Below are 15,080 nucleotides of genomic sequence, written 5' to 3'. Positions count from 1 at the left end.
GTCAAGTTCGCGCCATACGAAACCGCCGCCCACCTGCATGACCGCCGCGCGCGGACTTTACCCCCGGACACCGGTGCTGTACCCCCCGGGCTGACGACGCGACCGAGGGGAACGGACCGCACCACCTCTGGGACCGCCGCCGCTGAGACTCAATCGGCCACCCGATGGAGCGGCGCTAGTTTCCCTGAGGTTGTCGAGGCCCGCCGGAGGCCCGGCCCTTCACCATGGGTTTGACCTTGATCTTGCTGTTGATCTTGCTTGTGTCGTTGATCTTGCTCTTGATCTGGCCTGTGCCGTTGATCTTGCCCTTGCTCTGACTTGCTGGAGTTGAAGAGGCCTGAGGTGCGGCGGGGTTGTGAACGCGGAAACCGGCAGCCGACAATCACACCCACCACCCCGAACCCCGAACCGGCACAACTATGACCGAAGGCCGTAAAAAGCATTTAAAACCCACAACCTAACAGCGACCCGGCCCACAAACTCCAGCCCCCAGCAAACTCCACCCGTCAAAGGATCCCACCCGCTGACCGGCAAGTCGCGAACCACGTCGCGAACCACGTCGCGAAAACTCCCGGGCAAACGTTGCCTGATACAGCACTAGCTAGCAGGACAGGGAACCCGACCCGGTTCAGTGCGGCGTGGCCCGGACTCGCCTCCGAGTCCGGGCCAGGCCGTCTTCCGTTCCAGATCGCCAGCCGGGCTCGATCAACCCGCCAGCAGCCGTTGCAAAGCCGGCGCCAATAAACCCACCAACTTCTCAGGACTCAGCGAGGCGATCGGCTCCACGGCGATCACGTACCGTGTCATCGTCAGCCCGACGATCTGCGCCATCGCCATCTCCACCCGCGCCTCGGCGTCCGGGCCGCCGATCTGCGCGGCCAGTGGCGCGATCAGCCGGGGCCGGGCGAAGCCGCGCAGCAGCGCTGCCATCTCCTCGTTCGAGGCGACCGTCCGCACCACCGCCAGCAGCCGCTCGCGGGTCTGCGGCTCCTCCCACACCCCGACCACGCCGCGGGCCAGCCGCTCGCCGATCCCTGCCGGGTCGCCGGCCACCAGCCCCAGCACCATAGCCGGGTCCACCGGGAACTCCAGTGCGGCCAGGAACACCCGATCCTTCGACCCGAAGTAGTGGTGCACCAGCGCCGAGTCCACCCCGGCCGCCCGCGCGATGCCCCGCACGGTCGCCTTCTCATAGCCCCGCGTGGCGAATTCGGCGCGCGCCGCGTCCAGGATCTCGCCGCGGGTGTCGGCCGAACCGGGCCGGCGGCCCGGGCGCTTGGCGGGGGCGGTCATGATTCACACCCTAGCCGCCGGTCGGCTGTGTGCTGGGTCAGAGCGTGTCCCACCAGCGGACGTCGGGCTGTTCCGGGGCGTCGGGGCTGTGGAAGAAGAACGGCAGGCCGAAGTGCCGGGCCAGCGCGGTTCCGAGTTCCGTGGCCTCCTGCGCCTCGGGCCACGGCGGCACCTGGCCGTTGAACAGCCTGAGATCGCCGCCGTGCCGGATCTGGGCCAGTCCCGCCTCGGTGCGCGGGGCGGACGTCACGGCCAGCAGGAGCGTCATCCAGCCGATGGAGTCGCCGTCCCAGAGGGCTTCGATCGCGTCCGGGATGTGCGGCAGCGCCTCGACGGCCGCGATCAGCGTCGCCAGGTCGCGGGGTGGTTTCGGCTTGGGGCGGATCCGGTCGGCCAGCGCGACCTGACGCCGGTAGACCAGGTCCTGGCAGTCGTTCAGCCCGATCCGCGGGTCGCGGTCGTTCTCCCACAGCTCGCGAACGGCGCCCAACCGCTCGTCGGCGACGACCAGCTCATCGACCCGCGCGCGTACGTCCGCGGGTATGTCGTCCCACTCGATCCCGGCCACGACCTCAGACCGTAGCGCCGAATAGCCGAGCCCGTGGCGCCGAAGAACCGAGCCCGTGGCGCCGAATGACCTACCCGAAGCGCCGCTACACCACCCCGGACAGCACATCATGAAGCAGCGCCCGGAACGCCCGGCCGTCCCGCATCAGCGTCTCGCTCACCACCAACCGGCCGTCCGGGCCGAGCCAGAACACCCGGCCGGCCACCGGCAGCACCTTGATGGCGAACTCGAAGTCGTTGGCCCGGCGGCCCAGCTCGCCCTCCAGCTGCTTGACCGCCGCCCCCGGCTCCTTGGACATGGCGAGTGCCCGGCCCGAGGAGCCGCCCCGGCCGATCGGGCGGTGCGTTGACGTCCAGTGCGAGGCTTCCCGGTAGCCGGCCGCGACCAGTCCGCGCAGCTCGGGGGAGCGGTCCAGCAGCTCGAAGCCGGGCGGGGTGAGCATCCGCAGCGCGAACCACTCCTCCAGGCGCCCCTCCCACAGCCCCAGCCACAGGCCGGTCCACTGCGCGGTGGCGTGCGGATCGGCGAGTGCGGCCAGTTCCGGGACCACCGGGACCGCCGGTTCCAGCGGCGGGATCGCCGGGTCGAGGTCCGGCGTCATCCCGGCGGCGTCCCGCAGCCACAGGACGAGCGCCATGACCTGGCTGTCGTCCATCTCGATCCGCCAGCTGCCGCCCCCAGCACGTTGCATCCCATCAGCATCGCCGACCTGGCAGCGCAGGGGAATGTCTGGTGCGGCATCTGTACCTGTATCAGTGCTGATATCCATGCCGGAATCGGTTTCGGCACCCGCGTCGGCAGCCGTCCCCGGGCCGTCTGCCGTTAAAGCAGGGACTTGATACCGGCGGCCAGCCTGTCGTACTCCGCCGGGGCGTTGTAGATGTTCGCGCTGACCCGCAGCAGCGTCCGGCCGTTCCACTTCGGCACCGCCACCTCGACGCCGAGCCGGTCGGAGATCTCGGCCTGCAGGTCGCGCGGGTCGTCGAAGGCCACCGGCAACGGCACGACGCGCATCGGCACCCCCGGGTCGCCCGGCAGGGTCGCCGGGTCCACGTCCAGCGCCGAGGCCAGCGCCGCCTGGCCGTACTCGGCGAGCTTCACGTTGTGCTCCCGCACCCGCTGCGGCCCCAGCGCGCGCAGGAAGGCGATCCCGTTCGGCGTGGTCAGCCGGGGTGTGGGGTCGCTGGTGCCGATCTCTTGCAGGCGCAAGGGGAATCCGTCGTCCTCGCCCCAGGACACGATCGGGTTCCGCAGTGTCGACCGCCACTTCGGCGCCGCCCAGAACGCCGCCGCCGACCGGGGCGCGTAGCCCCACTTGTGCAGGTTCCCGCCCCAGTAGTCGGGGCTCAGCGCGGCCAGGTCGATCGGCAGCATGCCGGGGGCGTGCGCGGCGTCGACGATGACGATCACGCCGCGCTCCTGCAACGCCGGGACCAGCTCCTCGATCGGGAACAGGCGCGCGGTGGAGGAGGTGACGTGGTCGATCAGCGCGACCTTGGTGCGCGGGGTGACGGCGGCCAGCACCGCCTCGATGATCCCGGCGGCGTCCGCCTCCAGCGGGATCCGCGCGGTCACCACGCTCGCCCCGACCTCCCGGGCGCGCCGCTCGGCCGCCCAGGTCGCGGTCAGATAGCCGTGGTCGGTGACCAGGAACTCCTCGCCGGCGGCCAGCGGCACCGAGTCGACCGCGATCGTCGTGGCCGCGGTGACGTTGGTGACCAGGGCGACCAGGTCGCCGGCCGGGGCACCCAGGAACTCCGCGACCGCCCGGCTCGCGGTGGCCAGGCCCGGAGCGAGTTCGCGCCGGAAGAAGCGCGTGGCGTTGGCGTCCATCCGGGCCCGCCACTGCTGTTGGTTGACCACGACGGTACGCGGCGGATTGCCGAAGCCGCCGTGGTTCAGATAGGCGTGTCCGGGCTGGAGAGCGTCGAACAGGGCACGGATCTCGGTCCAGTCGTCGCCCCACAGGGGGTTCTCGAAGGTGTCCACGCCCGCCGAGACTAATCGGCCGGGCCCGGCGGACCCAAGGGCCATTTCCGGGGAGTTGGCCCTGGCGCGATCGGCGCCGACTGTCGTCGAGCCCTGCTACGGTTCCGACACCATCGGGCTATTCAGGGGGTGACATCGTGTCGGACCAAGGCCGCAACACCTATCTCGACGATGTTCTGGCCAATCAGGAGCGGCTGGAGTCGGACCTGCGTTCCAGGGGGTTCGCGGGGTCGAACTCCGGGGGATCCAATTCGGGGGCCAATTCGGGGTCCAACGCGGGCGGGGCCGGCTCCGGGCGGATGGCCGCCGCCGCCCCGTCGCTGCCGGCACCTTCGATGCCGCCCCAAGCCCTGGCTCCGTCAGCCGACCGGAGCGCGCCTGGCGCGTCCGCCGCTGCCAGCCGGGGCCGCGGCGGACGGTTGGAACGTTTCGCCGCCGAGGCCGACGCCGGCCGGGGCTCCCAGCCGCCCGGCCAGGCCCCGGCCAACGGCGTCGAGGTCCGCATCACCGGCGTCGGACGCTGGAAGACCGTGCTGGTGCCGCCGAACGCCTTCGTCGTCCACACCCGGCGCGGCGAGAGTAAGCCCCGGCACATCGGCCTCGGGATGTCGTTCCGGTACCGGCCGGCGACGGACTCGTTCCTGGTGGTGCCGGGGGCGATGCAGACCATCCTGATGAACGCGTTCTGCATCTGTAGCGAGCTTCAGGGCATTCTCGTGCAGGCGATCGTCCAGTGGGCGATTGAGGACTTCGGCACGGCCTACCGCAAACTGGACTTCTCCGATCCGGAGGACCCGATGCGGCTGGTGAACCTGCAACTCCGGGAGCAGGCCGAGGCGGCGATCAAGGACAAGGTCGCCACGATGAGCGTGCACGAGGTGCTGTCCGACCGGCAGCCGATCATCGAGGAGCTGACGGCGCGGTTGCGCGGCGTGGCCGAAGGATCCGGCGAGGCGGAGGCGGGGCTGGGACTGCGGATCGTCACCGTCCAGATCAAGGAGGCGGTCGTCAGCTCCAAGACGCTGTGGGAGAACCTGCAAAAGCCGTTCCGATCCGAGCAGGGGCGACTGGCGGCGTTGGCGGAACTGGCCGCCGAGAGCGCGGTCACCGACAGCCGGATGGGTGAGGCCCGCAAGCAGGAGACGCGCCGGCTGTCCGACGAACGCGAGCTGTCCGAACTGCGGGCCCAGAACGCGGCGCGCGACTTCGACCGCGAAGCCGGCGAGCAGGCGCGACGCGACGAGCAGTCGCAGGGCAACGCGCGCAAGGCCGCCGAGGAAGCCCACCGCACCCGGCTCGCGGCCCTGGCGCTGGAGCGCGAGCGGCACGAGCAGGAGAGCGCGATGGCGCGGCTGCGGCTGGCGGAGGAGCAGGAGCTCAGCCGGCTGCGGCTGGAGGCCGAGCTGGCCGCGGTCCGGGCCCGGCACGCCGCCGACCACGATCGGCAGCTGATGGAGCTGGAACGCGAGCAGGTGCGCGCCGAGATCGCCAACGCGCGATCCGCCGCGGCCTTGCAGTCCGAGCTGATCGGGCGGCTGCCGGAGATCGTGGAGAACCTGCCGGCGCCCTCGGAGTACAAGGCGGTGACGGTCGGCGGCGCGGATGCCGGCTCGCTGGCCGGGATCGTGGCCCAGGTCTCGGCGGTGCTGAGTGCGTTGAGGGTGGGGGAGGAGGGCTGAGCGCCGAGGTGTTGAGTCTCTTCGAGCCCTGACCGGGCCAGCGAGTCGGCCGGCCCGGTCAGCGAGGGCGCAGCGCGACCCGGGTTTGGGTCTGCGCTGCCCCGCATTCCTTCTTGAGCCGGCGCAGAAGCTGGTCCAGCGTCCCGGTGTCGGGGGTGAACGCGCGCAGCAGGTAGTCGAACGGGCCGGTCATGTGGACGGCGTCGACGATCTCCGGGATCGGGTCGATCCTCGCCGTGAACGTGTCGTAGTCGGTGTCGGCGTCGAGCCGGACGTCGATGAAGACCTCGAGGCCGCCGCGCGGGCCGGGCACGTCCTGCCCGGTGACGATCGTGTAGCCGAGGATGACCCCGTCGGCTTCCAGGCGCCGGACCCGGGCGGCGGCGGCATTCGTGCTCAGGCCGACGAGCCGGCCCAGCTCACTGAACGAACGGCGCGCGTTCTCCTGGAGGAGGCTGACGATTCTCTCGTCTGTCTGGTCCACGGTGCGCACTTTACCCGCCACACCGCGAATCCAGCGGTGCCGGCATCGGCTGCCGCGCACACTGGTGCGCGTGTGGGACGAGATCTGGACCTCCGCCGGAGCCGGTGCCCTCGCGGGCCTCGGGGTCGCGCTGCCGCTCGGCGCGGTCGGCGCGCTGCTGCTGCGCGAGGGGTTGGTCAACGGCTTCCGGGTGGCCGCCGCGTCCGCCGCCGGGATCGCGACGGTGGACACGCTGTACTGCACGGTCGCGACGCTGGCCGGGGCCGTCGTCGCGCCGACGGTCCAGCGCCACCGCGGGGTCTTCCTGATCCTGTCGGGACTGCTGATCGTCGCCATCGGAGTACGGCAGCTGCGGCGCGGCCTGATGCGCCAGGCCCGCGCGGTATCAGAGGTCGAGCAGGTCTCGGCGTCGGCGGCGTACGTCCGCTTCGTCGGCCTGACCGCGGTCAATCCCACGACCCTGGTCTACTTCGTCGCGCTGAGCGGCGCCCTGGCCACCCGCGGCGGCTCCTGGGCGGGACCGGCGGCCTTCGTGGCGGCGGCCGGGGTCGCCTCGCTCGCCTGGCAGCTCGTCCTCGCCGCGATCGGGGCGCTGTTCGGCCGGTCGGTGGGGGCCGGCGCGACCCGCACGATCGGGGTCGTCGCCTCGGTGCTCGTCATCGCCCTGGGCATCGGCGTTCTGGCCAACGGTCTCGGGTCGCTCGCACGGCCCTGATCGCACGACCCTGATGGAGCAACCCCGATCGCGCGACGGCGAAATTGCCTACAAGCCCGGGCCAGGGGTCTGTCATCATCGAGGACACCGCCGTGGAACCGGCCGACCCGCCCCACGGATTGTCGGCCCCGGTCCATAGGCTTTGCCTTGAGAACACATCAGATTCACGACATGCCCAGTGCATGGGGGGACCATCATGGCCACGAAACTCAGCCAGATCATCGCGATCGAGAAAGGCGTCAAGAGCAAGTCCTACGCCGAACTCACGCAGGCGCACCACGACGTCCAGAAGCAGCCGCTGCTCACCGGGCTGAGCCGCACCTACCAGCCGAAGGACGAGGACGGCGAGCAGCTGCCGCCGGAGTCGACCCGGGTGCAGGTCAAGGCCGAGGACGTGCTGCGCCAGATCGCCACCGGGCTGACCCGGCTGTTCGATGTCACGGCCACCAAGGACTGGGCGAACTGCGTGGCGCGCGCCGACGTCGTGGTCGAGGGCCGCACGCTGCTGCGCGACGTGCCGGTGTCCTACCTGCTGTTCCTGGAGAAGCAGCTCGCCGACCTGAACACCTTCGTCAAGAAGCTGCCGGTACTGGACGCCGCCGAGTCCTGGACCAACGACCCCTCCACGGACTGGTACCGGACCGAGCCGGTGCGCACGCTGCGCACCAAGAAGGTGCCGCGCAACCACGTCAAGGCCGAGGCCACGGAGAAGCACCCGGCGCAGGTCGAGGTCTACTACGAGGACATCGCCATCGGCTACTGGACCCAGACCAAGTTCTCCGGCGCGCTGCCCGCGCAGCGGGTCAACGAGCTGGTGGAGCGGGTGGAGAAGCTGAGCCAGGCGGTGAAGTTCGCCCGCGAGGAGGCGAACACCTTCGAGGTGAGCGACCAGCGGGTCGGCGAGGCGGTATTCGGTTTCCTGTTCGCCTGAGGGGTTCGCTAGGATCGGCGGCGAGCGGCCAAGCTTAATGTGACGCCTGATATTGACGAACACTGTGACAAGTGGGGGTTCGAATCCCTCTCTCCGCATCCCGTGCGGAGGTAGCCCAATTGGTAGAGGCAGCGGTGAGCAGCTTCAGACTCTCGCTCTAAGTTCAGTCCTCGCCGTCCATCGCCGGATCGACCGGAAGCGGGTCATACACCGAGGTTGCGGGTTCGAGCCCCGTTCCCCGCTCTTCATGCGGGGATAGCTCAATAGGAAGAGCGCGGTGCCTCAGGCTTACCTGCTTTCTTAAACGCCATCGGCGTGCGCACCATGACGGCACCACACCACATGTGTGGAGAGGCCCAGGGCCGGGCAAAGCCCTGGGCCTCGCCCTTTCCCGGGGAATCCGGGGGAGACGCGAGGGATGCGGGAAGCGCTACCGCACCACCGCGGACGGCAGCGGATGGTCCGCGTCCAGTCCGGGCAGGCCGTCGATGCTGGCGGCGTTCGCGTTCGTGATGCGGTCGGCCCACTCCTCGTCGTCGCGGCGGGCGGCGCGCTTGTCCAGGACCGGGCGCTCGTCGACCAGGGTCATGTAGGGCACCGCGTAGCCGCAGGAGTCGCGGATGCGCTCCACGTCGATGACGATGATCGCGCGGATGCCGATGTGGGCGGTGTTGAAGTGGCCCTTCAGTGCCTCGAACTCCGGGGTGTCCGGGCGGACCATGCGGCCGGTGCCGAACAGTCGCACGATCTTGGAGTTGCGGGTGAAGGAGCAGAACATCACCGTGATCCGGCGGTTGCCCTCCTGGCGCAGGTGCGCGACGGTCTCGATGCCGCTGCCGAACAGGTCGAGGTAGGCCACCGTGTGGTCGTCCAGGACGGCGAAGGTGTCCGCGTACCCCTTCGGGGAGACGTTGACGTGTCCGCCGTCCAGTGGCGCCGAGGCCACGAAGTACATGGGCTGCGCCGCGATGAACGTGCGCAGCCGGTCGTCTATGCCGTCGATTTCACTGGCCATCGCAAACCCCTCATTCGGTCTACGAGCCCGTATATTCCCGCCCTTCGGCCGCGGCGAGCTTGCGCCCGGCGTTGAGCTGGAACGGGCTGATCCCTTCAGCATCCCACGGCCCGACGCTGCCCGCTGTGCGTGCTTCGTCACTCTTGGGCGGCAGGAGAAGCTCCTTGCGGAGCACCGCGACCGGCTTGTCGGCGACCGCGAACCAGTCGGCGGCCATGAAGTCGTTGCTGCCGGTGCACAGCGCCGCGCGGCGTTGGGCGTCGCCGAAGCGGACGGCCATCCCGGGCTGCGACAGGTGGCCGCGGTCGGCCTCGAACAGGCCCGCGCCGGCGGCCAGGGCGCCGGTCTCGAACAGGCTCACCACCATCGCCAGCAACGAGAAGGCGTGCAGGTCGTCGTTGGCGCGGGCGATGAAGGCGAAGACTTCGATCTCTGATTCGACCCGGGTGCCGTAGTCGGCCAGGATGTGGACCCAGTCGTGCTGGGCCAGCAGTGGCGGGGCCGAGCCCGGGGCGCCCGGGAAGGCGAAGCCGCGGGTTTTGTAGAAGTCGTATACGCCTCGCCCGAGCGTCCCGGCCGTCAGGTCCCCGAGCGAGGACCAGCGCGCAGCCAGTCCCGGGTCGTCCTCGACCGGGGTCCACGGGCCGGTCAGCGCGCCGTCGCCGACGTGCAGGTGCTCCAGGTGGTGCACGTCGAAGTCGTGCAGATAGCCGTTGCGGTCGAAGTCGATCGCGGCCAGCCGGCGGCCGGAGTCGGCGAAGCCGTGCAGCACGTCTTCGAGGTCGTCGTGCACTGACAGCTCCGCTGCGAACTCCGCGACCCGCCCGGCCACGGTCGGCGGCAGCGGGTTCAACACCAGCTCCACGGTGACCATCATCTGCACCACCCGCCCCCGGAACGCCAGGTTCCGCCGGTGCATGTCCTCGGCGAATTCCCTGGCGCCGTAAGGCTTCGCGGCCAGTTCGGCCTGGAGCGCGAGCGGGTCGACGTCGTGACCGGTCATCGAGTGGAACATGGCCGCCACCAGGGTCTGCTGCAGCCCGGTCAGCCCGCCCTCCGGCGCGACGGCGGAGATGACGCCGCGGGCCACACAGGCGACCTCGTCGGCGTCCGGCGGCTGCAACAGGACGGAAGCGTCGTCGGGGAGGGGCACTGGCATGCGGCTGCCTTCCATGCGGGGCTCGGGCAGCTCATTGTTTCGCGGCGTCGGTGTCTGCGGGGGACCGATCGCGAACTCGCTCTCATACTTCGAAATACCTTGCGGGGTTGCCAGCGTTCTCCCTACGTTCTCGGCATTGGTCTAGACCTAGATAACCCGCACAGCACCTGGACAACCCGAACAGCAGAGGGGGCGCCGTGACGACGGCGACGTGTGACATCCGGCTGCCCGCGCCGCCGCGGCTGTGGAACCGGGACTTCCGGCTGTACTTCACCGCGCGGCTGGTGTCGCTGCTCGGGGACTCCATGCTGCCGGTCGCCCTGCTCTTCGGCGTCGTCAGCCTCGGCTACGGCACCACCGGCGTCGGCCTGGTGCTGGCCGCGCAGGTGCTGCCGTTCGCCGCGTTCGTGCTCTTCGGCGGCGTGCTCGCCGACCGGTTCACCCCGCAGCGGATGATGGTCGGTGCCGACGCCGCCCGCTTCGTGCTGCAAGCGATCGCCGCGACCGCGTTCGCCACCGGGCACCCGGCGCTGTGGCTGCTGATGATGTTGTCGGGGCTGTCCGGCGTGGCGACCGCCGCGTTCCAGCCCGGGCTGGCCAGCGTCATCACCCAGGTGTCGGGCGACTTGCAGCGGGCCAACGCGGTCACCCGCGTCGCCGAGGCCATGGCCACGCTCGGCGGGCCGGCGGTCGCCGGCCTGCTGATCGCCGTGTCCGGGGTGCCGGTGGTGCTGGCCGCGGACTCGGCGACGTTCGCGGTCAGCGGCGTGTGCCTGCTGATGCTGCGGCTGGCGCCGGTGGCCAGGGCCGCGACGCAGGAGTCCACGTGGCGCAATCTGGTCCAGGGCTGGCACGAGTTCCGCAGCCGGACGTGGATGTGGTCGGTGATCCTGGCGTGGATCGTGCTGGGCATCGCCGTGTGGGGCCCGATCCGGCCGCTGGCCACGATCCTGGTGACCGACCGGCACGGCGCTTCGGGGCTGGGGCTGATGTGGACGGCCTTCGGCGCGGGCGGCGTGGTCGGCGGGCTGGCCGGGGTGCGGTTCCGGCCCCGGCATCCGTTGCGGGTCGGCGCTTCGGTGCTGCTGGCGTGGTCGGTGTGGCCGCTGACGCTGGCCGCCGGGCTGCCGCTGGCCCAGGTGTGCGGGGGCGCGGCCGTCGGCGGGGCGACCATCGCCTTCTGGGGCGTGATGTGGTCGACCAGCGTGCAGACGCAGATCCCGGCCGCCGTCCTGAACCGCATATCAGCCTACGAGCTCGCCGGCTCGCTCATCGCCTTCCCGATCGGACAGTCGCTGGCCGGTCCGGTCAGCGACGCGGTCGGGACGGGGCCGGCGCTGTATACGTCTGCTGCGGTACTGGTGACCGTGCTGATCGCGATGCTGTGTGTGCCCGCGGTGCGGCATCTGGGGGCGCGCCCGGCGCGAAATGACAGCGTCGAGGAGCCGGTGGCGCGGTAGCGTCCGGCCATGGCTCAAGTTCAGGGCACGTATACGAAAGAGTTCGCCCCGGTCGCCGACGCGCTGTCCCAGCTGCTCGACGCGGACGACATCGGCGCCTCGGCGGCGGTCTTCGTGCATGGCGAACCGGTGGTCGACGTCTGGGGCGGCCATGTCGACGCCGAGCGCACGGTCGCGTGGGAGCGCGACACGATCGTCAACGTCATGTCCACGACCAAACCGATGACGGCGCTGTGCGCGTTGATCCTCGCCGATCGCGGTGAGCTCGACCTTTCCGCCCCGGTGTCCGCCTACTGGCCCGAGTTCGCTGCCGCCGGCAAGGAGAACGTCCTGGTCCGGCATCTGCTCTCGCACACCGCCGGGCTCGCCGACTGGCCGGGCAAGCTCCGCGCCGAAGACCTCTACGACTGGGCCGCGGTCACCGAACGGCTGGCCGCCATGGCGACGCAGTGGGAACCGGGGACGGCGGCCGGATACCACTCCATGACCTTCGGGTTCCTCGTCGGCGAGGTCGTCCGCCGGATCACCGGACGCAGCCTCGGACGCTTCTTCGCCGAGGAGGTCGCCGGGCCGCTCGGCGCCGACTTCCACATCGGGCTCGACGCTCAGGACGACTCCCGGGTCGCGCGGCTTTATCCGCCGCCGTCGCACAGCGACGACTTCTCTTCCGGAGGTCCCGACTCCGAGGCGGCAGGCGGGATCCGCGTCCGGGACGCGAACACCGAGGGCTGGCGGCGGGCCGAGATCCCGGCGGCCAACGGCTTCGGCAACGCCCGCGGGATCGCCCTGGCCCAGTCGGTGCTGAGCAACGGCGGGGTGGCCGGGGGAGTGCGGCTGCTCTCGCCGGAGGGGTGTGAGACGGCCTGGCATGTGGAGTACGCGGGGGAGGACCGAGTGATGGGGCAGCCGGCGACCTATGGCATGGGATTCGGCGTCTTCGGCGACACCTTCGGCTGGGGCGGCTGGGGCGGGTCGTTGGTGATGAACGACCACGCGTCCGGGATGACGGTCGCCTATGCCATGAACCAGATGCTCGACCCGCGTGAGCAGGTGGACGAGCGCGGCTTGAAGATCGTGGCCGCCGCGTACGAAGCGCTTCGCTGACGGCCGTCAGTCCACGCCGGGCCGTCAGTCCACGTTGAGCCGTCAGCTCACGCCGAGCCGTCAGTTCACGTCCACGACGTCGCCGCCGGTCACCCGCACCAACTCCGCGAACGTGATCGCGAACACCGTGTGCGCGTGGCCCGCGGCGGCCCACACCTCCGGATACGTCTCCAGCGTCCGGTCGACCAGCGTCCGCACCGGCGCCGGGTGCCCGAGCGGGGCCACCCCGCCGATGCGCTGGCCGGTGTGCTCGTACACGAACTCCTTCGACGCCCGGCCGACCTTCGCCAGGCCCAGGTCCGCCGCCACCTTCGCCGTGTCCACCCGGTGCACGCCGCTGGTCAGCACCAGCAGCGGGGCGCCGTCCGCTTCGAAGACCAGGCTGTTGGCGATCGCCCCGACCCGGCAGCCGACCTGGTCGGCGGCGGCCTGCGCGTTCGGGGCCGACTCCGGCAGCACGACGACCTTCGGCTCGAAGCCCTTCGCCCGCAGTTCCTTCTCGACGGCCTGCACGGCCGGGTGCTCAGCGATCCGTTCCATGCCGGGATATTAAACTGGGCGTTCACGAAAGTCCGGCACAATACGCGGCATGGAAATACTTGATCGTGTCGTGGAGCCGACCGAGATCGTCGCCGGTCGTTACCAGCTGCGTCCGCCCTCGCTGCGCGACGTCCCCGACATGATGGAGATGTCCCGGGACCCGGACATCGCGCTGTGGAACGGCCTGGCCTCCGGTGCCGATGAGGAGACGGCCCGGGCCTGGGCCGAGAAGTACGCGGACTGGGACGGTGGCCGCAGCGCCCTGTTCGGGGTCTACGAGGCGACCGAGGGCCGCCTGCTCGGACTGGTGTCGCTGCACAAGATCGACCTGCACCACTCCTACGGCGAACTCGGCTACCGCACCGCGCCCTGGGCCCGGGGCAAGGGCGTCGCGAGCCTGGCGGTGGGGACGGTCAGCGACTGGGCCTTCGGCGCGCTCGGGCTGGTGCGCCTGCAGCTGATGCACGCCGTGGGGAACGTGGCGTCGTGCCGGGTCGCCGAGAAGTGCGGCTTCCTGCTGGAGGGCACGACGCGCAGCTCCTACATCTACGGCGACGGCGAGCGGCACTCCGAGCACCTGCACGGCCGGCTCGCCACCGATCCGGTGCCGGGGCGCTGAGCGGCTGACTTCGGGGGCTGAGCGGCTGACTCCGTCGCCCTGAGCGGCTGACTCCGGATTTGCTCGGCTAGTCCTCCCAGTCCAGCGCCGGGGGCATGACGCCCTCCCAGGCCAGCAGCCACTCCTTGGTGCGCAGTCCGCCGCCGAACCCGCCCAGGCCGTCGGCGGCCAGCACCCGATGGCACGGCACGACGATCGGCAGCGGGTTGCTCCCCATGATCCCGCCGACCGCCTGTGAGGCCGTGACCCCGGCGCCGGAGCCCTTCGCCAGGTCGCCGTACGTCACCGTGCCGCCGAACGGCACCTCGGCCAGCAGCTTGAGCACGGTCAGCCGCAGGCCGTTCACGCCGTACCAGTCCAGCGCGATGTCGAACCGGGTGCGCTCGCCCGCGAAGTACTCCGTCAGCTGGAGCACCGCCTCGTCGAGCTGGGCCTGCGCGATGTGGTCGGGCTTGCCGCCCTCGTCCCCGGCGGCGAACGGCTGGTCGCGCTCGTGCTCCCGGGGGAACTGGACCAGGCGCAGGCCGCGGGCGCTGGCCCCGATGTTGAGGGTTCCGATCGGGGTGTCCAGCAACGCGGTCTGCATGATTCCATTGTGCCAAGCGGGGCCGACAACCCGCCGTGCGAACCCCAGGAGGACGGCAATGCCCAAGGCCCCGGCGAACGGCGTCGAGCTCGAGTACGAGACCTTCGGAGACCCGGACGCCCCGCCGCTGGTGCTGATCATGGGGCTGGGGACCCAGATGACCGCCTGGCCGCCGCCGTTCTGCCAGGCCATCGCGGACGCCGGGTACCACGTCATCCGGTTCGACAACCGCGACTGCGGGCTGTCCACGATCGTGGACGCCCCGGTCCCCGGCTTCGGGGACCTGCTCGCCGGCGACACCTCGGGCGTCCCCTACCTGATGAACGACCTCGCCGCCGACGTCGGCGGGCTGCTGGACGTGCTCGGCATCGACAGCGCGCACATCGTCGGCCTGTCGATGGGCGGCATGATCGCGCAGCAGTTCGCGATCGACCACGCGCCGCGGGTCCGCTCGCTGTGCTCGATCATGTCCACCACCGGCGCGCCCGACGTCGGCCAGCCCGCGCCCGAGGTCATCATGCTGCTGCTGAGCCCGGCGGCCACCAACCGGGACGAGGCGGTCGACCGCGGGCAGAAGATGTTCGAGACCGTCGGCTCCCCGGCGTATCCGATGCCCACCGAGGAGTTGCGGGCCCGCATCGGCGAGGCCTACGACCGCTCCTACACCCCCGAGGGCACCGGGCGGCAGATCGCCTGCATCGTCGCCTCGCCGGACCGCACCGCGGCGTTAGGCGCGGTCACCGTGCCGGCGGCGGTCATCCACGGCGACTCGGACAAGCTGGTCGACGTCAGCGGCGGGAAGGCGACCGCTGCCGCGCTCGGCGTCACGCCGCTGATCATTCCCGGGGCCGGGCACGACCTGCCCGAGGCGCTGTGGTCGACGTATGTGGAGGCGATTGTCGGGAACGCGCAGAAGGCCGGCTGAATCCGCACGGGGC

16 protein-coding genes are annotated in these 15,080 nt (G+C 70.7%); 7 read left to right on the top strand and 9 right to left on the bottom strand.

Translation table 11 applies throughout. From position 1 onward, the window contains the following. Positions 1-705: 705 nt before the first annotated feature. The 4 genes from KGQ19_RS41685 to KGQ19_RS41670 all read right to left on the bottom strand — a co-directional run bounded on the left by KGQ19_RS41685 (position 706) and on the right by KGQ19_RS41670 (position 3,850). Positions 706-1,293: a TetR/AcrR family transcriptional regulator gene (locus KGQ19_RS41685; protein WP_212019872.1), complete on the bottom strand. Its 588-nt coding sequence runs from the start codon at positions 1,291-1,293 to the stop codon at positions 706-708. A 37-nt stretch (positions 1,294-1,330) separates the two neighbouring features. Next, the gene (locus KGQ19_RS41680; protein ID WP_212019870.1) at positions 1,331-1,861 is read right to left on the bottom strand and encodes a hypothetical protein; all 531 of its coding nucleotides are present in this window, start codon (positions 1,859-1,861) and stop codon (positions 1,331-1,333) included. A gap of 85 nt (positions 1,862-1,946) precedes the next feature. Further along, a complete protein-coding gene (locus KGQ19_RS41675) occupies positions 1,947-2,552 on the bottom strand; it encodes a hypothetical protein (protein ID WP_212019868.1) in 606 nt (201 codons plus the stop codon). 131 nt (positions 2,553-2,683) lie between these two features. After that, positions 2,684-3,850 (bottom strand): aminotransferase class V-fold PLP-dependent enzyme, encoded by a 1,167-nt coding sequence (locus tag KGQ19_RS41670; RefSeq protein WP_212019866.1) that lies wholly within the window; start codon positions 3,848-3,850, stop codon positions 2,684-2,686. Between the two features lie 137 nt (positions 3,851-3,987). On the opposite strand from KGQ19_RS41670, the gene KGQ19_RS41665 reads away from it, so the two are divergent. Continuing rightward, on the top strand, positions 3,988-5,529 hold the full coding sequence (locus KGQ19_RS41665) for an SPFH domain-containing protein (protein WP_212019864.1): 1,542 nt from the start codon (positions 3,988-3,990) through the stop codon (positions 5,527-5,529). 58 nt (positions 5,530-5,587) lie between these two features. On the opposite strand, the gene KGQ19_RS41660 is transcribed toward KGQ19_RS41665, so the two are convergent. Beyond that, complete coding sequence (locus tag KGQ19_RS41660) at positions 5,588-6,013, bottom strand: Lrp/AsnC family transcriptional regulator (RefSeq protein ID WP_212019862.1); 426 nt, start codon at positions 6,011-6,013, stop codon at positions 5,588-5,590. A gap of 70 nt (positions 6,014-6,083) precedes the next feature. Between KGQ19_RS41660 and KGQ19_RS41655 the strand changes: the two genes are divergently transcribed. Together KGQ19_RS41655 and KGQ19_RS41650 are read left to right on the top strand one after the other, a co-directional pair. Then, positions 6,084-6,728 carry a LysE family transporter gene (locus KGQ19_RS41655; protein ID WP_212019860.1) on the top strand — a complete coding sequence of 215 codons (645 nt, stop codon included), beginning with the start codon at positions 6,084-6,086 and terminating at the stop codon, positions 6,726-6,728. A 196-nt stretch (positions 6,729-6,924) separates the two neighbouring features. Continuing rightward, entirely contained in the window at positions 6,925-7,659 is a 735-nt protein-coding gene (locus KGQ19_RS41650; RefSeq protein ID WP_212019858.1) for a DUF7873 family protein, read from the top strand. Positions 7,660-8,089: 430 nt separating this feature from the next. Here KGQ19_RS41650 and KGQ19_RS41645 read toward each other — a convergent pair whose 3' ends face one another. Both KGQ19_RS41645 and KGQ19_RS41640 read right to left on the bottom strand, forming a co-directional pair. Next, positions 8,090-8,674 (bottom strand): pyridoxamine 5'-phosphate oxidase family protein, encoded by a 585-nt coding sequence (locus tag KGQ19_RS41645; protein WP_212019857.1) that lies wholly within the window; start codon positions 8,672-8,674, stop codon positions 8,090-8,092. Positions 8,675-8,693: 19 nt separating this feature from the next. After that, a complete protein-coding gene (locus KGQ19_RS41640; protein WP_212019855.1) occupies positions 8,694-9,833 on the bottom strand; it encodes a hypothetical protein in 1,140 nt (379 codons plus the stop codon). A 197-nt stretch (positions 9,834-10,030) separates the two neighbouring features. Between KGQ19_RS41640 and KGQ19_RS41635 the strand changes: the two genes are divergently transcribed. Next, positions 10,031-11,293 (top strand): MFS transporter, encoded by a 1,263-nt coding sequence (locus KGQ19_RS41635; protein WP_212019853.1) that lies wholly within the window; start codon positions 10,031-10,033, stop codon positions 11,291-11,293. 9 nt (positions 11,294-11,302) lie between these two features. Further along, the gene (locus tag KGQ19_RS41630; protein ID WP_212019851.1) at positions 11,303-12,397 is read left to right on the top strand and encodes a serine hydrolase domain-containing protein; all 1,095 of its coding nucleotides are present in this window, start codon (positions 11,303-11,305) and stop codon (positions 12,395-12,397) included. 60 nt (positions 12,398-12,457) lie between these two features. Here the strand turns inward: KGQ19_RS41630 and KGQ19_RS41625 are convergent, their stop codons facing one another. Then, the gene (locus KGQ19_RS41625) at positions 12,458-12,937 is read right to left on the bottom strand and encodes a YbaK/EbsC family protein (RefSeq protein WP_212019849.1); all 480 of its coding nucleotides are present in this window, start codon (positions 12,935-12,937) and stop codon (positions 12,458-12,460) included. A gap of 49 nt (positions 12,938-12,986) precedes the next feature. On the opposite strand from KGQ19_RS41625, the gene KGQ19_RS41620 reads away from it, so the two are divergent. Continuing rightward, positions 12,987-13,556, top strand: a complete 570-nt coding sequence (locus KGQ19_RS41620; protein WP_212019847.1) for a GNAT family N-acetyltransferase — start codon at positions 12,987-12,989, stop codon at positions 13,554-13,556. Between the two features lie 67 nt (positions 13,557-13,623). On the opposite strand, the gene KGQ19_RS41615 is transcribed toward KGQ19_RS41620, so the two are convergent. Then, entirely contained in the window at positions 13,624-14,142 is a 519-nt protein-coding gene (locus KGQ19_RS41615) for a methylated-DNA--[protein]-cysteine S-methyltransferase (protein WP_212019845.1), read from the bottom strand. 58 nt (positions 14,143-14,200) lie between these two features. Here KGQ19_RS41615 and KGQ19_RS41610 point away from each other — a divergent pair, with 58 nt between their 5' ends. Beyond that, complete coding sequence (locus KGQ19_RS41610; RefSeq protein ID WP_212019843.1) at positions 14,201-15,067, top strand: alpha/beta fold hydrolase; 867 nt, start codon at positions 14,201-14,203, stop codon at positions 15,065-15,067. The last annotated feature ends 13 nt before the right edge of the window (positions 15,068-15,080 follow it).

This window comes from Catenulispora pinistramenti (genome assembly GCF_018274385.1).
Taxonomy (GTDB): domain Bacteria; phylum Actinomycetota; class Actinomycetes; order Streptomycetales; family Catenulisporaceae; genus Catenulispora; species Catenulispora pinistramenti.
This window is presented reverse-complemented; position numbering and strand designations above follow the sequence as displayed.